The sequence below is a fragment of the Proteus sp. CA142267 genome, from assembly GCF_003336825.1.
GTDB lineage: Bacteria > Pseudomonadota > Gammaproteobacteria > Enterobacterales > Enterobacteriaceae > Proteus > Proteus terrae.
In genome coordinates, this window is sequence record NZ_QPMG01000001.1 from 666,703 (window position 1) to 687,470 (window position 20,768).

Annotated in this window: 18 protein-coding genes and 4 tRNA genes; 10 read left to right on the top strand and 12 right to left on the bottom strand. The window is 35.0% G+C overall.

Annotated elements, in window-relative coordinates:
* Positions 1 to 24: 24 nt before the first annotated feature.
* Positions 25 to 879 (bottom strand): D-amino-acid transaminase, encoded by an 855-nt coding sequence (locus C0T34_RS03115; protein WP_098942390.1) that lies wholly within the window; start codon positions 877 to 879, stop codon positions 25 to 27.
* Between the two features lie 193 nt (positions 880 to 1,072).
* On the opposite strand from C0T34_RS03115, the gene C0T34_RS03120 reads away from it, so the two are divergent.
* Positions 1,073 to 1,651 carry an HdeD family acid-resistance protein gene (locus tag C0T34_RS03120; RefSeq protein ID WP_098942389.1) on the top strand — a complete coding sequence of 193 codons (579 nt, stop codon included), beginning with the start codon at positions 1,073 to 1,075 and terminating at the stop codon, positions 1,649 to 1,651.
* A 91-nt stretch (positions 1,652 to 1,742) separates the two neighbouring features.
* Here the strand turns inward: C0T34_RS03120 and C0T34_RS03125 are convergent, their stop codons facing one another.
* The gene (locus tag C0T34_RS03125; RefSeq protein WP_109849678.1) at positions 1,743 to 3,365 is read right to left on the bottom strand and encodes a hypothetical protein; all 1,623 of its coding nucleotides are present in this window, start codon (positions 3,363 to 3,365) and stop codon (positions 1,743 to 1,745) included.
* 602 nt (positions 3,366 to 3,967) lie between these two features.
* Here C0T34_RS03125 and C0T34_RS03130 point away from each other — a divergent pair.
* The 4 genes from C0T34_RS03130 (at position 3,968) to C0T34_RS03145 (ending at position 9,423) form a co-directional block, all read left to right on the top strand.
* A complete protein-coding gene (locus C0T34_RS03130; RefSeq protein ID WP_098942387.1) occupies positions 3,968 to 5,224 on the top strand; it encodes a mechanosensitive ion channel domain-containing protein in 1,257 nt (418 codons plus the stop codon).
* A gap of 357 nt (positions 5,225 to 5,581) precedes the next feature.
* Positions 5,582 to 8,014 carry a DMSO/selenate family reductase complex A subunit gene (locus C0T34_RS03135; protein ID WP_088495176.1) on the top strand — a complete coding sequence of 811 codons (2,433 nt, stop codon included), beginning with the start codon at positions 5,582 to 5,584 and terminating at the stop codon, positions 8,012 to 8,014.
* Between the two features lie 11 nt (positions 8,015 to 8,025).
* The gene (locus C0T34_RS03140) at positions 8,026 to 8,643 is read left to right on the top strand and encodes a DMSO/selenate family reductase complex B subunit (RefSeq protein ID WP_023581764.1); all 618 of its coding nucleotides are present in this window, start codon (positions 8,026 to 8,028) and stop codon (positions 8,641 to 8,643) included.
* 3 nt (positions 8,644 to 8,646) lie between these two features.
* Complete coding sequence (locus tag C0T34_RS03145) at positions 8,647 to 9,423, top strand: DmsC/YnfH family molybdoenzyme membrane anchor subunit (RefSeq protein ID WP_098942386.1); 777 nt, start codon at positions 8,647 to 8,649, stop codon at positions 9,421 to 9,423.
* A gap of 74 nt (positions 9,424 to 9,497) precedes the next feature.
* Here the strand turns inward: C0T34_RS03145 and C0T34_RS03150 are convergent, their stop codons facing one another.
* Positions 9,498 to 10,040, bottom strand: a complete 543-nt coding sequence (locus C0T34_RS03150) for a DUF924 family protein (protein WP_098942385.1) — start codon at positions 10,038 to 10,040, stop codon at positions 9,498 to 9,500.
* Positions 10,041 to 10,737: 697 nt separating this feature from the next.
* On the opposite strand from C0T34_RS03150, the gene C0T34_RS03155 reads away from it, so the two are divergent.
* Positions 10,738 to 10,917 carry a GhoT/OrtT family toxin gene (locus C0T34_RS03155; protein ID WP_036912664.1) on the top strand — a complete coding sequence of 60 codons (180 nt, stop codon included), beginning with the start codon at positions 10,738 to 10,740 and terminating at the stop codon, positions 10,915 to 10,917.
* 377 nt (positions 10,918 to 11,294) lie between these two features.
* Positions 11,295 to 12,209, top strand: a complete 915-nt coding sequence (locus tag C0T34_RS03160; RefSeq protein ID WP_109849679.1) for a helix-turn-helix domain-containing protein — start codon at positions 11,295 to 11,297, stop codon at positions 12,207 to 12,209.
* A 63-nt stretch (positions 12,210 to 12,272) separates the two neighbouring features.
* On the opposite strand, the gene C0T34_RS03165 is transcribed toward C0T34_RS03160, so the two are convergent.
* The 5 genes from C0T34_RS03165 to C0T34_RS03185 form a co-directional block, all read right to left on the bottom strand.
* Positions 12,273 to 12,689, bottom strand: a complete 417-nt coding sequence (locus C0T34_RS03165) for a GNAT family N-acetyltransferase (protein WP_098942383.1) — start codon at positions 12,687 to 12,689, stop codon at positions 12,273 to 12,275.
* Positions 12,690 to 12,873: 184 nt separating this feature from the next.
* Entirely contained in the window at positions 12,874 to 13,323 is a 450-nt protein-coding gene (locus C0T34_RS03170; protein ID WP_098942382.1) for a lysis protein, read from the bottom strand.
* Complete coding sequence (locus tag C0T34_RS03175) at positions 13,320 to 13,724, bottom strand: structural protein (RefSeq protein ID WP_075674215.1); 405 nt, start codon at positions 13,722 to 13,724, stop codon at positions 13,320 to 13,322. Before C0T34_RS03175 ends, C0T34_RS03170 begins: the two co-directional genes overlap by 4 nt.
* Positions 13,717 to 14,025, bottom strand: a complete 309-nt coding sequence (locus tag C0T34_RS03180; RefSeq protein WP_075674216.1) for a phage holin, lambda family — start codon at positions 14,023 to 14,025, stop codon at positions 13,717 to 13,719. Before C0T34_RS03180 ends, C0T34_RS03175 begins: the two co-directional genes overlap by 8 nt.
* Before the next feature lie 363 nt (positions 14,026 to 14,388).
* The gene (locus C0T34_RS03185) at positions 14,389 to 15,204 is read right to left on the bottom strand and encodes an antitermination protein (RefSeq protein WP_109849680.1); all 816 of its coding nucleotides are present in this window, start codon (positions 15,202 to 15,204) and stop codon (positions 14,389 to 14,391) included.
* A gap of 238 nt (positions 15,205 to 15,442) precedes the next feature.
* Here C0T34_RS03185 and C0T34_RS03190 point away from each other — a divergent pair, with 238 nt between their 5' ends.
* Entirely contained in the window at positions 15,443 to 16,180 is a 738-nt protein-coding gene (locus C0T34_RS03190; RefSeq protein WP_098942380.1) for a helix-turn-helix transcriptional regulator, read from the top strand.
* A 131-nt stretch (positions 16,181 to 16,311) separates the two neighbouring features.
* Here C0T34_RS03190 and C0T34_RS03195 read toward each other — a convergent pair.
* From C0T34_RS03195 to C0T34_RS03210, 4 genes are all read right to left on the bottom strand, one after another.
* Positions 16,312 to 16,387: transfer RNA gene (locus C0T34_RS03195), tRNA-Thr, on the bottom strand.
* Positions 16,388 to 16,393: 6 nt separating this feature from the next.
* Positions 16,394 to 16,481 (bottom strand) — tRNA-Ser (locus tag C0T34_RS03200).
* 290 nt (positions 16,482 to 16,771) lie between these two features.
* Positions 16,772 to 16,847 (bottom strand) — tRNA-Thr (locus C0T34_RS03205).
* Between the two features lie 6 nt (positions 16,848 to 16,853).
* A tRNA-Ser gene (locus C0T34_RS03210) sits at positions 16,854 to 16,941 on the bottom strand.
* A gap of 202 nt (positions 16,942 to 17,143) precedes the next feature.
* Here C0T34_RS03210 and rcsD point away from each other — a divergent pair.
* Positions 17,144 to 19,852 carry a phosphotransferase RcsD gene (gene rcsD, locus C0T34_RS03215; RefSeq protein WP_098942379.1) on the top strand — a complete coding sequence of 903 codons (2,709 nt, stop codon included), beginning with the start codon at positions 17,144 to 17,146 and terminating at the stop codon, positions 19,850 to 19,852.
* A gap of 2 nt (positions 19,853 to 19,854) precedes the next feature.
* Positions 19,855 to 20,511 (top strand): response regulator transcription factor RcsB, encoded by a 657-nt coding sequence (gene rcsB / locus C0T34_RS03220; protein ID WP_006533269.1) that lies wholly within the window; start codon positions 19,855 to 19,857, stop codon positions 20,509 to 20,511.
* The last annotated feature ends 257 nt before the right edge of the window (positions 20,512 to 20,768 follow it).

A 20,768-nucleotide genomic window follows, 5' to 3' on the forward strand; every position in this document is an offset into this window, starting at 1 on the left:
GATAAAGAATATCTGCTTATTCAATTACTTCTTAAGTGCTTTATCAAGGTAGATCTCTCGTAGCCGTTGAGATAAATGCCCAACTTTTCCCTTATTTATATCTTCATTATCGATTGAAACAACTGGCCAAATTAATGTGGTTGCTGAACTAATAAAAGCTTCTTTTGCTTTTTTCGCTTCATCAAGCGTAAATAGGCGTTCTGTTATTTTAAGCCCTTCTTCTTGCGCTAACTGAATAATCGCTTGGCGGGTAATACCGGGTAAAATATTCTGACTCAATGGCCGTGTAATAATTTCATTATCGTGATTAATAATAAAGAAGTTACTTGAACTCCCTTCTGTTATATAGCCATCTTTAATTAAAATAGCATCATCAGCACCTTGTTGATGTGCATGGTTTTTTGCTAAACATGCCGCTAATAATGCCACTGTTTTAATATCACAACGTTGCCAGCGAATATCTTCAACACTCACTACCGAAATACCTTTTTTTGCATTGGGATGGTTAATGACTGTGGAGTGCTGAACAAAAGCAACTATTGTAGAAGGAACAGATGAAGCCGGAAAATCAAAAAAACGAGAGGAATCAGTACCTCGTGTTATTTGTAAATAAATAAGTCCTTCATGAAGGTTATTTTTTTCGATAAGTTGATGATGAACATCAATTAGCTGCTCTTTGGTAATAGAAAGCGATAGAGCTAATTCTTTGCATGAACGTTGTAAGCGTTGAAAATGTCCATTAAAGTCAATGAGCTGACCATCAATAACAGCAGTAACTTCATAAACGGCATCTGCAAATAAAAAACCACGGTCAAAGACAGATATTTTAGCCTGCTCTTTAGGTACAAAGTGACTGTCTAAATACACGATATCAGACATTTTACCTCCGTTATAAATTTTATTAACAATTTATCTCAATTCACTACCTTACTCTTTCAGTTTTCTATTTTAAAGACGATCTTCCACATCCTTACCTCTTTTTAATTATAGTTTTATGTAACTAATTCATGTTATATAAGCAAAAATTGCTATAATTTAACTTATGTACCAAATATAAGGATAAGAGGTGGCTATGTTAGATATTAATAAAAATAATTTATCTCAGCTAACAGAGAAACTGGTTAAAAGACAATGTACTTTAATGACTGTTATTGCCATATTGGGTTTCATTGCAGGTTTTATCTGTATTATTAACCCTCTTTCTTCTGGCATTGTTATCAGTGTATTACTCGGTGTTGTATTTTTTGCCAGTGCGATATCCAGCATTATTGGTGGTTTTAATGCTCAAGTCTCTTCTGGTTGGTCAATGTTGATCACATTATTGACGGGTTTTATTTATCTCCTGCTTGGCTATATTTTTGTCACCGACCCACTAAAAGGTATGCTTAGCCTCGCCTTTTTTATCGGTTTTTTATTTATTTTTGCAGGGATACTGCGCCTAAATATAGGTTTTAAACAGATCAAAGATAATTTTTATGGCTGGTTTAATATCTTGGTGGGATTTTTAGATTTAGTGATTGCCTATTTCTTGCTTGCTTTCGGCCCTGAAACCTCAGTGGCATTAGTTATGGCATTGATTGGTATACAACTCATTTTAAGTTCTATCACAATATTATCGATAGCCAGTGCAATAAAAAGAATGACCCATTAATTGACTATTCAGTAATAATAATCTCATCCATTTTATATAGACTAAGAGCCACATCAGTGGCTCTTAATTTATGGAAAACGAAACAGAGGTATCAAGCACAAGGTAAACGCAGAGATACCGTATACATATTTTCCCCACAAAGGTAGCAATTGCCTGTATTTTCAAAAATCATCACTTGAATACCTAATTGTCCAACTTCAATATTTGGCAACGCATCTGCCAAAATACTTTCTAAAGCAGGCTCAAGTAATTCGACCATATTAACAGGATCATTATTTGCCGTTGTATCATGCAAGAAATCCCCTAAACGAGGATCATCAGCATAGATTTCCAGTGTAGAACGATACACTAACGTTCTTTCACTGCTATTTACTTTAGAGTAGCCATTAAAGATGATAACCATTTTTTGGATATTCATTTTGGCAACACGGTTCTTAATCTGTAAGCATAGTGAAGGTACAAGCCTGATATTTACAGAGTTAAAATAGCGATCACAAATTTGTGGAATAGTGACACTTATACAAGGTTTTGGTGCAATACTTTTAATTTGCTTACTACACTCCCCTGTTAAAGAGTTATCGACAATAATACGCTCACGACGAGAGAAACAAATATTGTCAAAAATATCAACCGTAAAGAAAGAGATGTAATGAATACCATTAGTTAGCGTTTGATTTTCCAGCCTTACCGAAACTGCTGACTTATCAGTACAAGGCAACATTTTTAATTGGTCATTAAAATAAAAACCAACCTGCGTGCTTTCGCTAATATCACGTCCTAAAATTAGGTTTGCATTCACACAATAATTTTCGCTGTGATAGCTTAAAATACCATTTAGTGTTGCTGGAACTTTTGGCGACGGTAATTTTTCGGTTGTCATTTCAACATAATAATCTCTTGATTTAAGAGGTTTAGTTGGATCTTCGCTATTTTCAGATTCAGCATAAAAAATAGCAATTTGTTTAGGTTTACTCTTTTTAAATTTCACTTTAAAGTTCGCGATACCATATTTATTGGTTTTCCCAACATTAATTTTTTCACCATCAGCGTTATAAACTTCTGGCTCAACCCCTAAGGTACTATTATCAGCATTGTAGACGAGCCTTACCTCTTTATTTGGAACATCATCTCCTTCTTTATCCTGTAAATGCACAACAAAATTTTTAGACACACTTTCCCATTTACTGGGCCATTGCATAGATTCCGAACGTATTGTCAGTAAGTCATCAAACTTCTCACAGTTAGTCGCAATGCAGTCAGTATTAGGATTAGGCTTTGGAGGCGTAACTCGAATTTGAATCGGCGTTGCGTAATACACAATGCTTTCATCATCTTCATCTTTTAATATCAATTGCAATGACGCCACACCATTACGATTTCCCGTTAAAGAGATCTCTGTTTTATTATTATCCACTATCGTAATGTAGACATCTTTATTATTAGGTAAAATTAAAATCCCTTTAGGGCTTGTACGCCATTCGGCTAAACGCAGATTAATCCCCGTTACAATAACCTCATATTTGATGACTCTATTCATTTTGACTTCGTTATCAGCTTCATCGGGTGATGATTTGATCTGATTAAATTCAACTCTCACATCGGCATCAACGACAACTTGTGATTGTGCATTATAAATAGGGGGTTGAAAGGCCAGAGTGTCCTTCTCACCTTGTATAATTTTTTGCAGGCGTTCTTCTTTTGTTTCGATATTCATTGAGTGATTTCCTTTCTTTTTCCGATTCCATTTTTAGCTTAAAGCAAAAATTTTGAGTGAAAATCACAATAGAAAAAAGTCAACTAAGTATTGTTGTCAGATGGAAGGAATAAATACCTAATAAACAATAAGATAAAAAACGAGCCTAATAAAATTATCTCTAATTGATCGCTAAAAAATGCCTTTAACATAAAAAATAATTTAAATTTTAAAATATTTTTGTATAAAGCTATTGACTGTTATGGAAATGTGATTAAAATCAATATCAGAAAATATTTGTGACGTGAATCACATTTTATTAATAGGATACTTAATATGAAATCAATGACTTCTTTTATTACTCACCTGCACCAAGTTGTTGTACAATTATCATCAACTCGTTTACTGTAATTATTTGATTTAAAAAAATAAAATACAGCACAAAGCCAGAAATAGCACCCTCATCGCACAAAAGACTATTTCTGGCTTTTACCCCTCTCTTTACGCTTATTCATTACCTCGTATACTCTCGCATTTTTCGTAACAAAAAATTCACCTTCTTGAACTAAGCTCTCTTTTCTGTACTCTTAATATACAGCCCACATTAACTATGAGGATATTTTATGCAGCAGCAACTGCTTACATGGATACGTCAATTCAATGAGGAGTATGCTCAAGTCGCGTCTCTCTTACTCGTTTTAGCCATTATTTTCCTTGTCGCAATCATTCTCCATTTTATTTTGCACAAGTTAGTCTTACCTAAAATTTCCAAAGCAATAACTCAGTACGATCAGAAATGGCAACTTTCTCTAGAAATAAATAAACTATTTAGTCGTTTTGCTTTTTTAATCCAAGGTGTTGTTGTTAATATCCAAGCACTGGTGTGGATGGGAGCAGGTAAAACACAAGAAATTCTCACCACCAGCGCTCAAGTATGGTGTTTAATTTTCGGCTTGTTGATGCTTTTCTCTATTATGGATCTCTGTATGCAGATCATGAGAAATTCATCCTCATTTGGTCGATTACCCTTAAAAGGTATTTTTCAAAGCTTAAAACTCGCCGCCTCTGTGCTAATTGGGATAATGATTATTTCCCTACTTATTGGCAAGTCACCACTTATTTTACTCAGTGGTTTAGGTGCCATGACGGCTGTATTAATGTTGGTGTTTAAAGATCCTATTATGGGATTAGTTGCCGGTATTCAACTATCTGCAAACAATATGATAAGCCTTGGTGATTGGCTAGAGATGCCTAAATATGGTGCTGATGGCGCCGTTATTGATATTAGTTTAACGACCGTTAAAGTGCGTAATTGGGATAATACTGTCACCACTATTCCAACTTATTCTCTGATTTCAGATTCCTTTAAAAATTGGCAAGCAATGACAAAATCAGGAGGACGTCGTATTAAACGCAGTCTTGCTCTTGATATTAATAGCATCCATTTTTTAGATAAAAAACAACTTGATGATCTAGAAAAAGCTCACTTATTAGCGCCTTATATAAAAAATAAGGAAAGCGAAATTAATCAATTCAATGCAACTTTGAGCAATGAATGTCAAACTCCATTAAACCAGCGTGGCATGACCAATATTGGAACCTTCCGTGCGTATGTTGAAGCCTATTTAAAAAACCATCCTAACGTTCATAAGCAAATGACGATTATGGTAAGACAATTAGCACCCACCTCGGATGGGCTTCCCATTGAAATTTATGCTTTCACTAATACCACCGTTTGGGTTCAATACGAGGCCATTCAATCAGATATATTTGATCATATCTTTGCTATTTTGCCTCAATTTGGCTTAAGAGTTCATCAATCTCCAACTGGAAATGATGTAAGAGCACTCAGATTTCCTGCAGAAAATAATCCGCAATAAATCATTTTTTATTAAGTAAAAAAGGAGGATTATTCTTCTTTTTTACTTTTCTTATTAACAAATATTTTTAATCTTTTATTTTGTTATCATGTTAACAATCTTGTTTTTCTATATATTAACAAAAATCGCTATGTTATATTTTATATATCGATCGATTGTTAATTCCTATTTATTTGATGTTTTATTTACCACTAAAGTGGTATTAACCAGAAATTGTAACCATTTGTTTAATAATTATTTTTTTATATAACGTTATTAACATTTTTTATATTGATATAAATCATTATAGGTAGAAGGGTTATAACTTAACATATATATACAACTTTACTTGTTGTGAAAAATGTTAGGGTAATGTCAATGTCAAAAATTAAAAATAATACTTCTATTACTGAAATGAGTCGGCGTGGATTCATTCAGTCTGCAGCAGTTATTTCTGGTGCTGCCGCTGTTGCAGGAACGGTTTCATTACCATTCGCTGCTAATGCTCAAACTCCCCAGGGTATTCGTCCTGATGAGACTTCTGAAACTATCAAGTACAGTGCATGTTTAGTGAACTGTGGTAGCCGTTGTCCATTAAAAGTTCATGTGAAAGATGGTGTTATTCGCCGTATTTCTAATGAAACTATGTATGACGATTCAACATTTGGTCTTCACCAAATTCGTCCGTGTCTTCGTGGTCGTTCTGTACGTTGGAAAACGTATAACCCAGATCGTTTAAAATACCCAATGAAACGTGTTGGTAAACGTGGTGAAGGTAAATTTGAGCGTATTTCTTGGGATGAAGCGACTTCAATCATCGCGGAAAAACTAAAATATACCATCGAAAAATATGGTAATGAGTCCATTTATTACCAATATGGTACAGGCTCTACTGGTGCAAACTTACACGGTAGAACTGCATGTAAACGGTTATTAAGTACTGTCGGTGGTTTTTTAAGTGACTATGGTACTTATTCATACTCTCAATTAACTGGTATTGTGCCTTATGTTTATGGCGATATGCTGGAATCACTGTTAACAGAAATTGAGAATTCAGACTTAGTGGTGATGTTTGGTCATAACCTTGCTGAAACACGTATGTCTGGTGGTGGTCAGTTCTATGAAACGTTAAATGCGTTAGATAAGAGCAAAAGTAAAGTTATCATCATCGATCCTCGTCGTACCGATAGTGTGACAACATTAGGTGCCGAATGGATCCCAATTTATCCGGGTACTGATGCTGCATTAGTGGCTGCATTAGGCTATGTGATGATCCAAGAAGGTATCACCGATGAAGATTTCTTACGTGAATATTGTGTCGGTTGGGATAAACAAACATTACCTGCATCAGCACCTGAAAATGGCTCTTATAAAGATTACATTTTAGGTAATGGCCCTGATGGCATTGCTAAAACACCTGAGTGGGCAAGTAAATTAACCGGTATTTCTGTTGCACGTATTATCCAATTAGCGCGTGAAATTGGCGGTGCAAGAGCAGCGTGGATCTCTCAAGGTTGGGGCATCCAACGTACTTCAAATGGTGAGCAAGCGTGTCGTGCGATTATGATGTTACCATTAATGTCAGGTCATATCGGGCGCCCTGGTACAAATACAGGTTGTTGGGGTGGTAACGTTGCTTACCCAGTTGCAAGCTTTGCTTTACCTAACCCAGTTAAGACATTGATCCCAACATTTATGTGGTCTGAAGCAATTGCTCGCGGTGATCAACTTACCAGCAAAAATGCAGGTGTCAGAAATAAAGATAAACTCGATACGGGCATTAAATTTATGTGGTGTTATTCCAGTAACGTGATTGGTAACCAACACGCTGACTTGAATAAAACACATGATTTACTGCAAGATGAATCAAAATGTGAGTTTATTTTAGTGTGGGATAACCACATGACACCTTCTGCAAAATACGCTGATATTTTACTGCCAGATGTGACAACGGTTGAGACAAACGATCTTATCAACAACTCTTACGCAAGTGGTGCTTACCACTATGTCGTCCGTTTACAAAATGCGATTAAACCACTTTGGGAAAACCGCCCTTGCTATGATGTCTTAACTGACATTGCAGAAAAGATGGGTACCAAAGAACAATTCACTGAAGGACGTACTTACGAAGAGTGGATTGAATATTGCTATAACCAAATGCGTGAGAAAAACCCAGCACTGCCTACATTTGCAGAAACTAATGATGTAGGAATTATCGATCGTAAATTACCTAACCGTAATCAATACGTTGCACTTGAAGCATTCCGTCAAGATCCTATCGCTAATCCACTAAAAACTGCGTCAGGTAAGATTGAAATTTATTCTGAAAAACTAATGCAAGATACTGATGGCTGGGTGTTACCAGAAGGCGATCGTATCCCTGCAATTCCAGAATATTGTAAGAATGAAGAAGGCGTCGAAAACGTTAAGCTGAAAGAGAAATTCCCTCTGCAAATGACCGGTTTCCACGATAAAGGCCACGTTCACTCAAGTTACTATAACGTTGCTATGTTACGTGAAGCTATTCCTCATCAATTCTGGCTAAACCCAATTGATGCAGCTGAACGTGGATTAAAATCTGGCGATATCGCTGAAATTTATAATGCCCGTGGTCGTTTAAATATTCTCGTCAAAGTTACAGATCGTGTATTACCTGGTGTAATTGCAGTACCGCAAGGTGCATGGCGTTCACTTGATACAACAGGTGTAGATACAGGTGGATGTATTAATACATTAACAAGCTGGCACCCATCGCCGTTTGCTAAAGGAAATCCACAACATACAAACCTTGTTGAAGTGAAACGTGCATAAGGAGTTAACTCATGAAGCAATATGGTTTTTATTTTGACTCCACTAAATGCACTGGCTGTAAAACATGTCAAGTCAGTTGCAAGGATGAAAAAGATTTAGATTTAGGCCCTAAATTCCGTCGTGTTTATGAATACGGTGGTGGTAGCTGGGCAAAACAAGACGGGATCTGGACACAAAATATCTATAGTTATTATTTATCCATTTCTTGTAACCATTGTTCAAACCCTACTTGCGTTGCAGGTTGTCCAACTGGCGCTATGCATAAACGTGAAGAAGATGGTTTAGTGGTTGTTAACCAAGATATTTGTGTTGGTTGCCGTTATTGCGAATTGCGTTGCCCTTATGGCGCGCCACAATTCGATGAGAAGAAAAAACTCATGTCTAAGTGTGATGGTTGCTACGAACGTGTAGCACAAGGCATGAAACCGGTTTGTGTTGAGTCTTGTCCTCAACGTGCGCTTGATTTTGATGATATTGAAGTGATCAGAGCAAAACACGGTACTGAATGCGGTATCGCACCAATGCCTGATCCTAGCTTGACCAATCCAAATATCGTGATCAAAGCACACAAAGAAGCTAAACCTTCTGGTGATAAAACCGGCTCAGTTCAAAATGCGGCGGAGGTATAAACCATGCATGAACTTCCTCTAGTCTTTTTTACTGTTTTAGGTTCGTCAGCAGCAGGCCTGTTTCTTATTGCTTATATCAGTAAAAAGTTAGGTCAAATTGATGAAAACCAACTGCGTAATGCTAATATTTTAGCCCTGATCTTAACATTAGTTGGCTTAGGTATTGGTGGATTACACGTTGGTCAACCCCTGCGTTTTTTCAATATGCTATTAGGCGTTGGTCGTTCTCCAATGAGTAACGAAGCGTTTTTAAGTGGTGTGTTTACAGGTTTTGCTTTTGCAACTGTTGCACTCACTATCATGAAGAAATGGAAGGGTTTACGTGAAATTTGTAACCTATTTACCGTTGTTTTTGGTCTAGCATTTGTTTGGTCCATTCCACAAGTCTATCATATTCCGACAATTGCTAACTGGAATACAGACTACACCACATTGCAATTTTGGATGACGCTATTAGTTGGAGGTGGTGTATTAGCAATGGCTACAGGTGCAAGACGTTTAGGCGCATTATCCTTTATTATCGGTGCCATTATTACTTTTGCGACTCGCTCTGGTTATGTTAGCTTCCTTGGTTTTACAGGCCCTGAACTTAGCGCTGATCAATCTCTATTTTGGGGATTCCAGCTAGCGGTATTAGCATTAGGTGTGGTTATCGTAGGATTTACTGCAGTAAAAGCGCAAGCATCAAAAATGACGCTGGCAACTTGTGCAGCGGCGGTCATTATTGCCGAATTATCAGGCCGTATCGCCTTCTATAATTTATGGCACATTACCATGTGATCTTGATGTTATGGGTGATTAGTCATCTATAGAAAAGAGACAAAAATGCATACCCGAAAAGGTATGCATTTTTTTTAGAATGAAGAGCCAGGTTGCTGTAAAAAATTTAATTCTTCTGGCGTAGATCTTCGACCTAAGATGACATTACGATGAGGGTAACGACCATATTTATCAATAATTTCTTTGTGTCTTAATTCATATTGATAAGTATTTTCATCATCAATCTGAGAAAACAATATAATCGCATCTTGATGAATTTTAGGTGATTCTGAATGCATAAATGGCATTATCATAAACTTACGTTTAACTGGCGCTAATGTCAGGTATTCAGGTAACCGGATAGCTTCTTGCGCTAAGATTAATGCCATATTATCTTGGGCAAAGGCTTTTGGCGTATCACGCCAAATATTACGCGAGAACTGATCAAGGATAATAATCTCAGCTAAGCGCCCTTCTATCGTTTCTCTCCACGATGCCAGTTCGCCACGACTTGCACTTAAACATAATTCACCAAATCTACGGCTAATTTCTTTATCAAACTGAGTATCTTTTTTAAACCATTGCTCGGGTGTGCATTCTTCAAACCAAAACGTCAAAGTTGATTGATAAGGGATCATAAAAACTACCACGCTAGTTATTTATTAATCAAAATAGCGTTTATTTTCATCAAAATAAACGTCATTGGCGAGTTACTACGTTGGTAAGTTACCATTTTAATATAGCAACGGCTATTGATCCCTATCCGAAAAGGACATAAAAATAAATCCCCTTTTTAATCTTTAAAGGGGATTTAAAATGCTTCCTAGCTAACGCTTAAATCCATTAAGTCGCGCCATCCATAAGCCAATTTATCTACAAGTATGTATAAAATAGTATTCATTCCATTTGTTACATTCTGTCGATATTATGATGCAATTTAATTAGCCTGCACATTTTACAAACATCAAATTTATCTCTGTATCTCTATCCTGCCTTAAAAATCAGCATTTAAAAATTTTAATTTTTATAGTGAAACCACTAAAAAAGATCGATACCGTCTTATTTTATTTTTTAAAAACATCATTTTATGACAATAAAGATTGTTACAAATAACGAATTAAATCAATGCACTACATTTCAATTTTTTATTTTTCCGCTTTAACCTTGTTATTATCTTGTGTGATTACCCCAAAAGAAACCAGAGATCAAAAGTGAGATGAATGTTTAAAATTTGCACATTAGTAATGACATTTATTGAAAAATTTGCCCTATTCCTCTGTTTCTTTAACAATTTTGGAGTACAATTATTGCAGTTTATTTACTGAATGATCTGTTATGTCTGCTATCTCTATTATTGGAATAAGCTACCTTATTGGGGCTGTAATATCGTTTATTATCACTTTCTTTTTAACCAAAGATCCTAGCCTAGCCATGCGTCTTTTAAGTGCATTATTAATCGCCTTAACTTGGCCTCTTAGCTTTCCTATGGCACTTATCTTCTCTATTTTTAGTTAATCTTTTTAATTTAAACTTAATAACAGTAGTTATATTCTATTAAATTAGAATAATAGCTATTTGATTTTTTATTCTTGAATAAATATATTTATTATTTTATAAAAATAACACTTTTAGCTTAGATTTTATCTAAAAAAGAATATCTAATTACTCGTTGTTTTATTCAGTCAATCACAACCTTATCAAGTAATATCAGTATGTTATAATTAATACTCACTTTATCGAAAATAGAGCGCCATTTTAAAACCTAATATTCGAGCAAATATTTTTATAAATTTACAATTAAACTTAATTTCATTACAGTATATTATGTAAATTGCTCGAATACGTATATTATTCACCATCACCAATAATAATTTTTTAATTAGAGCTAGAATATGTTTAGTGAAAATGTCATTACAGATATTATCTATTGGATTGAAGAGAATTTAGAGAAAGATCTAAAACTTGAAAATGTTTCACAAAAATCAGGATATTCCAAATGGCATCTTCAACGCATGTTTAAAGAGCAAACAGGATTAACATTAGCGTCTTATATTCGAGCTAGACGACTTTCTTGTGCCGCTGTTGAATTACGCTTACAAAGAACGCCACTACTTGATATTGCATTAAAATATCGTTTTGACTCGCAACAAACTTTCTCAAGAGCGTTTAAAAAGCTGTTTAATATGACGCCCTATAATTATCGTAGAAAAGAGAATTGGCAGGCTCATGGCTTTACATTACCGTTAAGAAAATTTAGTGGTTTTAATTTAGATATCGAAATCGTCACTATTGATTCTCTCTCTTTAACGGGAATAGATCACACCTATAAAGCCAATGCAATCGATTGGAATTTTAGTACAGAAAAATCACGAGAAGAGTACTGGAAGGTATTTTTTCAAAATGCCCTCTACAAACATGAGCGGGTTTATGCCTTACATAATATTTTATCTAAGAAAAATAATGAATTAACGATAAAATATGCAACTATGATGGAAAATAAACCTGAAGTATATAATGCACAATTTTTGCATAAAGCGCATATCGAGAATGCTAAATATCTTAAATTCACGATCCCTGAAAAATTACTCACATTAGAGTATAAAGATATTATCTATAATATTTATGGTATTTTACTTAGAAAGTTAAACATACCTAGAAAGAAAGGATCACCCGACATTGAAGAGTATATTTTTAAAGAGGAATATCCAGTTTCTAGCCTAGCTTATAAGCCAATTCCTTTAGTGAAAGATGTGAATTACTATATTCCTATCGAAATTGAGCTTAACGATAAAAAGAAGATAAAATAGTTTTGTTTAAAACCATCTATTTCTAGATGATTTTTTATTTAATACGCTATAAGAAATTCTTTTCTACTTAATAAAACAATAGATAATTTCAGGATCATTTTCATCAAGGTTTTCAATACAACCACTTTCAATAAATCCTAACTGAACCAGCATATTTCGCATTGTATGATTAGATTTATTGGTTGATGTAAATAGTTTATTTCCTTGTATATTTTCTTGAAAATAAGTAATCAAGCATTTTCCATAGCCTTTTTGGCGATATTTCTTATCTATCATCACAAGTTCAATAAATGGATGACTAAAAAAGTGATGATGAATAACACCATAACCCACAATCTGTGCATCCACCTCAAGAATATAAACAGCTTGGCTAGATAGCCAAGCTTTAATTTCTTCAATACGCGAAGCATCCTGTTGAGCATAAGTATCTAACTCAATAAGTGCGGAAAGATGGTGGTGTGTGGCGGAGGTGATTTTCATAATGTGAACCATTAAGGATGGTAATTGAAAATAAAGACATTACACTATTGTGATTTTGGATTATTACTTAGTAGCATAAATAATCCCCATAAAGTAGAAATTTATTATAATAATTAATCATCATAGATTAGCTTACTTCCTTTTAAAAAGGATTTTTATTAATAACAATTCATCTAAAGTATTTTTAGTTCACACACTCTTGGCGAATATAATCTTGTAAACCTAAAATGATCTGTTCTGACTGCGCAATTCGTTCTCTGAGTACCCAATAATTTCGGATAGCGGTGTCAGTAGGTCTGGCGGTGTTTGCATTAACCAAGCTGGTGGTGGAAGTGGCTGAGGCTTTAGGGCACTCTGCTTTGATATACACCCGCTCAGGAGCACGCTTACTAATATCACGCAGCTGATCAATTTCTTTTCTTGCATGAACAAGTTCCTGTAAATGTCGATTATCAAGTTGATTAAGCCGATTTATTCTTAATTGATAATCTTTATTTTCTGCAATCTGCTGAATAAGAGATTGATTAATATTGTCGTATTCCTGTTGCAAAGATTTGTTTTTATCAATTAACCAAAGTAATACTATTCCTAAGCATAAAATCGCTATTAGCATTATTTTTGATAAATAATTCATAGCATCAACCAGGCATCTTCAAAAACTTTCTCTGAATAAGGTTGATAGCCAAGTTCAATATTGACAATAGCAACTGCTAAAGGAATGGTGATATTTTTTAATTGTGTATTAATTGGGTTGTTAGCATCAATACCAATTTCTTTTGATGCTCGGCTAATATAGCCTGCTGTATTATTTTCGTTAGGTGGAGCATAACGATTAATAATCGTTCTAATGGTATTTAAACCATATTTTTTTTGGTAAGTTTGTAATAATTTGTAGATAGCTCGTATACCATATTCAGGTGAAATAAATTGACAAAAATCTTTATCTGTTTGCTCTACGGATAATCCCTGCCATTTCGAACCATGCCGGATATTACCCGGATTATGATTACGCTCACCTCGTGCTATTTTAGCCATTTTTAACTCCTGCTCTCCCTTTAAGGAGTTTACTCACGGAATCCACTCCAACATAGCCAATAAATACACTGGCTAAGTAAGCAAACTCATGATTAATATTAAATAAAATTAAGATGTCTTTTACGAACCAAGCAAACATTGCACACATCAGCCCATCTATAGAGGTTTTTTTCCATCCTCCGCCGTTATATAAACCTCGAAGAATAGCCATTCCTCCAGCTAGAGAGGCTGATATTCCTTGCTCTTTCATTGAAGAAAGAACAATAAATACCTGTTCCCATAGATCTGGATTTTCTTTCATTGTTTCTCATGGCTTACCTCCAATAGGAGGAACTGTAATAAATCATATACTCATCTACAGCACTTAAATTTAAGCACTGTTTTAATATGAGTATCTTTATGTTTTATTTATCTAATTAGATAAATGGAGAATATAAAAAAAGACCACATTGTGGTCTTCTATTGAAGATAAAATTTAACAGATATCATTAATTTATATTAGTTAAGAAAATCGAGAAACAAAAAAACCCCACCGAAGTGAGGCTCTTTATATTCTGTTGTGAGGTCTTTAGATACAAATCTCTCACTGTGGGGATATAGTATGCTTTTTTTTCCTGAAGGTCAATAACTAGTTTCTACAATTAGAAATAAATATAGAAAATTATTACTTAACAGTTACTTCTTGAAGAATTTTTTCTGACAAAGACTCTTCTTTAAAGCATTCTTCAACTAAAAGTTCAAATAACGGCTTATAATTACTGTAGGCAACAGTTTTAGAAACACTCACTACCGTTTGTACTTGTTCTAATACTTCGCTGAATTTTAGACGAGGATATCCACGTCCTGAACATTGATTACAAGGTTTGAAAACAGGCATACTCTGTTTTTGACTCTCTTTTTTATCTAAAACTTGACCACGTCCATGACAACGACATGCCAAACGAATTTCGGCTTTTCCCTTACATGTAGGGCAAATAACTCGAGTTATCTCTCTCACTTCACGGTAAGAAGTCTTATTTATTGGTTTAACTTTAAGATCATCTTTGAGATTTTGCTCAAGCTCTTTAACCGATTTTGAGGTGTAGCTTTTAGTGGTAAAAACTTCAACCTCAATAAATCCGTTACTACAATCAGGACACGCTTTCTTACTTGCTGCACTTCTTGCGTAATCTTGAAAAGCATAATTAGCAATGATCTGCAAAACTTTAGCTTTATCGTTTTCAGTTAATTTATCAATCGCTTTATATTGATAAGCTTGGGTTAATGCATATTGGTAAAGGCTTTCTATCGCTTCGCTTGGGTTACTAATACTATGTTTAGCTAAAAACAATTCTATTCCCATGCGTCCTTTTCGCGTTGCTAGGCTAATTGATGTCATTACATCGGTTACTGAGAGTGAATCTACCGCTTTAACAGTTCTTACATCACTTAATACAATGCTTTTTGGTGAAAAATATTTAGGTAAGTCTGCTAGTCTCATTTAATGCTCCTGTTGATTTCCTATCACTACTCATTGGTCATCCATGTACCACGACAAGGCATGGCATTTATGCATCTAAATCACCCGCATTTTACGGCGTTATCTCAACGTGATTTTTACTTACCACTCTTGCATTGGTTCATTTAGTTAATTTCTTGTACTTTTCGCACTTTTATTAACTAATAGTTAATGCTATATTTTAACCAAAGTGACGTCAAGCAGCAAAGGAAATTAACCAATGGTTAAAGTTGATAATAAAACGGAGTTCACAAAAAGGCTTCAAGAAGCTTGTTTAGATTCAGGGATTGCTGGTCGTGGGTTAGGTAAAAGAATTACAGATGCACTTGCTGAACAAGGTATAAAAGTCAGTGCTCCAGCAGTGTGGAAATGGCTAAACAGCGAATCAATTCCCGATCCAACCAATATTTTAGCATTAAGTCAATGGCTCGATGTTCGAGCAGAATGGTTAGAATATGGGCGTGGAGCTAAAAGAAACGATGGTGTTTCGGTCAATGAAATGACACCTGTTGATGATTGGGATAATAATACACCGATAGAACGAGATGAAGTTGAGATCCCCTTCTATACTACTATTGAATTAGCTGCCGGTTTCGGAAGTTGTACCACGGATAATCAGAAGGTGGAGTTATTGAGATTTTCTCGTTCTACATTTAATCGCTATGGTGTTCAACCTAGTGATGCCGTTGCTTTTAAAGTTCATGGTGACAGTATGTCCCCTGTTATCCCTGATGGTTCAATTGTCACTATCAGTACAGGACATACAAAAATTGTTGATGGCGGTATTTATGCTATTCAACAAGGTGATCTTTTAAGAGTCAAAATTTTACATCGACTTCCCAATAACACCATAATCATCCGTAGCTATAACACTATTGATTATCCAGATGAGCGTTCTACATTAGAAGAAGTAAAAATTTTGGGGCGAGTATTTAATTGGTCCGTGATGGGTTGGTGATCGTGATAGATCGATAATCATAGTAATACACGAAAACACTACAATCTTTTATGTGGTGTTTTTTAATATATATTCATAAAATTTATCCAAGAAAAAACCCGTTATCTCTTTCGAGATAACGGGCTCTTATATGGTGCCGGCTACCGGAGTCGAACTGGTGACCTACTGATTACAAGTCAGTTGCTCTACCAACTGAGCTAAGCCGGCTAATTCTGGCGGAAGGATAGAGATTCGAACTCTAGGATGGTTTCCCATCGGCGGTTTTCAAGACCGCTGCCTTCAGCCACTCGGCCATCCTTCCATAGCGCGGAATTATGCCTATCTCTGACCTCGCTGTCTAGTCCTGATTGTAAAAAAAATGACTTTTTTATCTGTTTGCTCAATCTTCAAACGCTTTTTGCTTAAAAAATGCTAACTCACTAATATATTGGTTAATTTTTGATAACTAGAGATAAAAAATCACAGTGATATCGAGATATAAATGGAGGAACCCAAAAGGAATTAAATAAAAACAAATAAAAGGGAAAACAAAAAATAGAATTATAGATAATAAAAAACCCGCTATCTCTTGCGAGATAACGGGTTCTTATATGGTGCCGGCTACCGGAGTCGAACTGGTGACCTACTGATTACAAGTCAGTTGCTCTACCAACTGAGCTAAGCCGGCTAATTCTGGCGGAAGGATAGAGATTCGAACTCTAGGATGGTTTCCCATCGGCGGTTTTCAAGACCGCTGCCTTCAGCCACTCGGCCATCCTTCCATAGCGCGGAATTATGCCTATCTCTGACCCCGCTGTCTAGCTCCGATTGTAAAAAAATTGGATTTTTTTGTTTGTTTGCTCAAAGTTCATCCGAATATCCCTTTTAAAGTGATAACCTGTTAATATAATGACTGAATAATGGTGATTGTTTATTCAATTTTCTATTTTTAATTATATTGTCTCTTAAAGGCTCGCAAACTGAATGCGTACATTGAACCAACTCAAGCCAAATACACTAACTCGTCTATATGCCCTGTTTCTTCTTTTTATGGTCATATCACTTTTTCTATACGCTTACAGTTATTTTGACACTTGGCTAGATAGCAAAAAAAATGCTATCAACAATACAACTCACAAATTTGCTCGACAGGTTGAAGATTACCGTTACCACTCTAATCAGCTTTTTCAGCTATCAAATAAAATAACCGATACCTCGACGTTCCCTGTATTGCGACTTAATCCAATAAGATTACGTTCTGATGTATTTTGGCTTGAAGGCCGAGATCAAACCGTAGATTCCATTATATTCGGCAAACCCAATGAGCAAACCTTTCAGTTAGCACAACGATTTGCAAATTCACTCGAAATTCTTTGGGGAGTACGTAATGATTACAGTTCACTTTATTATCTAAATGGTAAAGGGAATGATCTTATCTTAATTACGACTCATTCTGTGCTTAAGCCGGAGATCCGTTACAAAGAAAGCTATTTAACATTAACGGCCGAAAACAAACGGTCTGAGTTATTGATGCAATCAACGGCATTAGATGAAAAAGAGAGTCTTTCTCCTATTAGGAAGATGTCTACGGAAAACATCTACTACTACACTTATCGCATTATGTTTAATGTGCCAGGTCAGTTAACCAGCGTAGTGGCGTTTGATTTGCCTATCAATAATTTCTTGCCTTCAGAATTGTCTCCACACTACTTAAGACTACTTCCAACAGGTCAGCAATCTGTTTACGACAAAAATAGCATTGAAGTATCAACAGACGGCTCTTCACTGATTTTTTCTCAACCTATTGCAGGGATCCCCTATTCACTCTCTTATGAATACCCATTAAAATCGATTATAAAAGAGATTGCCTACAAAAATATTTGGTTATTAATCAGCCTGCTGGTATTTATTTCTATCTCTATTTTTGGCCATATCTATATTCGGAATAAATACGTTTTTCCTTATATCTCTATGACTCGTAATCTGCGGATCAAAGAAGAGATGACAAACGATATCATTTCGAATCTCCCGATAGGATTATTAGTCTATAATTTTTCCTCTAACCATAAGATTATTAGTAATAGTCATGCGGAAAAATTACTGCCTCATATCGATTTATCTAAGATCCGCCAAATGGCGGTTGAGCATAATGGCTTAATCCAAACGGCTATCAACAACGAAATTTATGAAATAAGAACCAGTAATAACAACAATATTGACAATACATCATTATTCATATTTCTGAATAAAGATAACGAAGCACTAATCAATAAAAAATTACAACTTGCACAGCAAGAATATGAGAAAAATACCATTGCTCGGCGTAAGATCTTATCTAATATGTCATTAGAATTGATGCGTCCCATCAAAGATATAAATGAGATGGTTTATCAATTCAAAGAGTTATTACCTGAAGATACTCATCAACAATTGCTTAGCTTATTATTAGAGAAAACAAATTACATTTCTGAGTGGATAGAAAACATTACATTAATTAATAAGTTAGAAAATCAAGAATGGAAAATTCATAAGGATGAATTTGAACTCTCAACATTAGTTGAATCTATTCTGATAACCGCATCACCTTTTATGATAAGAAAAGGCCTAACACTTTATTTCCACAATAACATAAGACCAGGCTTACTTTTAATTAACGATGGCCCGGCTTTAAGTAAGATTATTTTATCATTGATTAATTATGCCATTAGTACGACTAATTATGGAAAGATAACAGTTAATCTGAATTTAGTTCAAAATAAAGATAAAGAAGAAATAATTATTGATATTATTGACAGTGGAAGCGGGCTTACACCTCAAGACATTGCTAATATAAAATACCCATTCTTAGGCCAAGCAATGGGAGACAAATATTATTCTAACTCAGGTATCATTTTTTATTTATGTCATTTGCTGTGTAATAAAATACAGGGAGAATTAACTATTAAGAGTCAAGAAAGTATTGGTTCTCATTTTCGAATTGTACTCCCATACCAGCATATAGATACGGAAGAACGAACTTTTAACGTATTATTAGAGGGTATAAACGCAAAACTCGCCATAAAAAACCCTGAAATAGAAAAAATCATCTGCCAACAGCTTGATAAATATGGTGCTACATACTTTGATAAAAATAGAGAGAATCTTTATCCTGAATACGATATCATACTTAGGGATACGCCGAATGATAATCCTGAATCTCCAACAATATTATTAATGAGCTCTATTGTTGGATTTGAAAAAATATCAAAAGATTTAATAAAGTGTAACTATAACTTCGGTGATCCTTTAATAGAGGCTATTACTTATTTAATTGAAGAAAATGAGTCATTTCCCCTAGATACAACTAAAGAGAGTATTTGGGATGAAAATAATAACCTTGATAAATACGAAGTAATTCTTAATAATTATAGGAAGAAGTTGAATGGTAGTGATTATAAGGAACTATTTATCAGTACTGTTCCTATTGATGTTGAAAAACTACACTTAGAAGCAACAAATAAAGACTTTCATTCTCTAGCCCAGACAGCTCATCGTCTAAAAGGGGTTTTTGCCATGTTAGATTTAGAATATCTCAGAGAAAGCTGTGAATATTTAGAGCATGACATAAAAAATCATAATGAATTAGAGATCAAAGAACGTATCACTCAACTGGATAAATGGATTCAACAGTTGCTGCAGCAAGGTAACAATTAAACATGAATAACCTTAATATTATTATTGCCGATGATCACCCAATCGTTTTATTCGGTATTCGTAAATCTTTAGAACAAATTGAATGGGTCAATGTTGTTGGTGAATTTGAAGATTCAACCTCACTTATCAATAACTTACCTAAGTTAAATGTGGATGCTTTAATTACTGACTTGTCTATGCCTGGCGATAAGTATGGTGATGGTATTACACTTATTAAGTACATTAAAAGACATTACCCTAATTTGTCGATTATCGTACTAACAATGAATAACAACCCAGCTATTTTGAGCGCAGTCCTTGATCTTGAAATTGAAGGTATTGTGCTCAAGCAAGGTGCTCCGACTGATCTGCCAAAAGCATTGGCTGCGCTACAAAAAGGCAAGAAATTTATGCCTGAAAGCGTTGCGAAGCTACTTGAAAAAGTCAATGCGAATGGTTATGGCGATAAACGCTTATCACCAAAAGAGAGTGAAGTGCTGAGATTATTTGCTGAAGGTTTCCTTGTAACTGAAATCGCGAAGAAACTAAATCGTAGTATTAAAACGATTAGTAGTCAGAAAAAATCAGCCATGATGAAATTAGGTGTCGATAACGATATCGCATTACTTAATTACTTGTCATCCGTGACTATTGATAAGGAAATTAACGGTCCAGATTAATTTCACCGTAGTTACCTTAGTCGCACCGATAAAATCAGGAAGCTCAACCTTTTGTGGGAGCTTCTCTGCTTTTTAGTCTTTACTTTAATCCCTCATTTGGGTTTACCTCTCTCTTTCCTTGCAATACCCTCCTTGTTCACAAGCTCTTATAAGCTGTATGACTTATTCTTCTGTTTCTATCATACCTTTATTCGTTTCAGTGCTCACAGACCGTTGTAGAGGCTTTATTACCCTGCTTTTTAAGTAATTTATCTTGT

Excerpts from the sequence above, each read along its gene's own strand:
- C0T34_RS03185 (WP_109849680.1), bottom strand. The coding sequence starts at position 15,204 with ATGAGACTAGCAGACTTACCTAAATATTTTTCACCAAAAAGCATTGTA.
- C0T34_RS03125 (WP_109849678.1), bottom strand. The coding sequence starts at position 3,365 with ATGAATATCGAAACAAAAGAAGAACGCCTGCAAAAAATTATACAAGGT.
- C0T34_RS03170 (WP_098942382.1), bottom strand. The coding sequence starts at position 13,323 with ATGAATTATTTATCAAAAATAATGCTAATAGCGATTTTATGCTTAGGA.
- C0T34_RS03130 (WP_098942387.1), top strand. The coding sequence starts at position 3,968 with ATGCAGCAGCAACTGCTTACATGGATACGTCAATTCAATGAGGAGTAT.
- rcsD (WP_098942379.1), top strand. The coding sequence starts at position 17,144 with ATGCGTACATTGAACCAACTCAAGCCAAATACACTAACTCGTCTATAT.
- C0T34_RS03175 (WP_075674215.1), bottom strand. The coding sequence starts at position 13,724 with ATGGCTAAAATAGCACGAGGTGAGCGTAATCATAATCCGGGTAATATC.
- C0T34_RS03165 (WP_098942383.1), bottom strand. The coding sequence starts at position 12,689 with ATGAAAATCACCTCCGCCACACACCACCATCTTTCCGCACTTATTGAG.
- C0T34_RS03180 (WP_075674216.1), bottom strand. The coding sequence starts at position 14,025 with ATGAAAGAAAATCCAGATCTATGGGAACAGGTATTTATTGTTCTTTCT.
- C0T34_RS03135 (WP_088495176.1), top strand. The coding sequence starts at position 5,582 with ATGTCAAAAATTAAAAATAATACTTCTATTACTGAAATGAGTCGGCGT.
- C0T34_RS03190 (WP_098942380.1), top strand. The coding sequence starts at position 15,443 with ATGGTTAAAGTTGATAATAAAACGGAGTTCACAAAAAGGCTTCAAGAA.
- C0T34_RS03160 (WP_109849679.1), top strand. The coding sequence starts at position 11,295 with ATGTTTAGTGAAAATGTCATTACAGATATTATCTATTGGATTGAAGAG.
- C0T34_RS03120 (WP_098942389.1), top strand. The coding sequence starts at position 1,073 with ATGTTAGATATTAATAAAAATAATTTATCTCAGCTAACAGAGAAACTG.
- rcsB (WP_006533269.1), top strand. The coding sequence starts at position 19,855 with ATGAATAACCTTAATATTATTATTGCCGATGATCACCCAATCGTTTTA.
- C0T34_RS03115 (WP_098942390.1), bottom strand. The coding sequence starts at position 879 with ATGTCTGATATCGTGTATTTAGACAGTCACTTTGTACCTAAAGAGCAG.
- C0T34_RS03155 (WP_036912664.1), top strand. The coding sequence starts at position 10,738 with ATGTCTGCTATCTCTATTATTGGAATAAGCTACCTTATTGGGGCTGTA.
- C0T34_RS03150 (WP_098942385.1), bottom strand. The coding sequence starts at position 10,040 with ATGATCCCTTATCAATCAACTTTGACGTTTTGGTTTGAAGAATGCACA.
- C0T34_RS03145 (WP_098942386.1), top strand. The coding sequence starts at position 8,647 with ATGCATGAACTTCCTCTAGTCTTTTTTACTGTTTTAGGTTCGTCAGCA.
- C0T34_RS03140 (WP_023581764.1), top strand. The coding sequence starts at position 8,026 with ATGAAGCAATATGGTTTTTATTTTGACTCCACTAAATGCACTGGCTGT.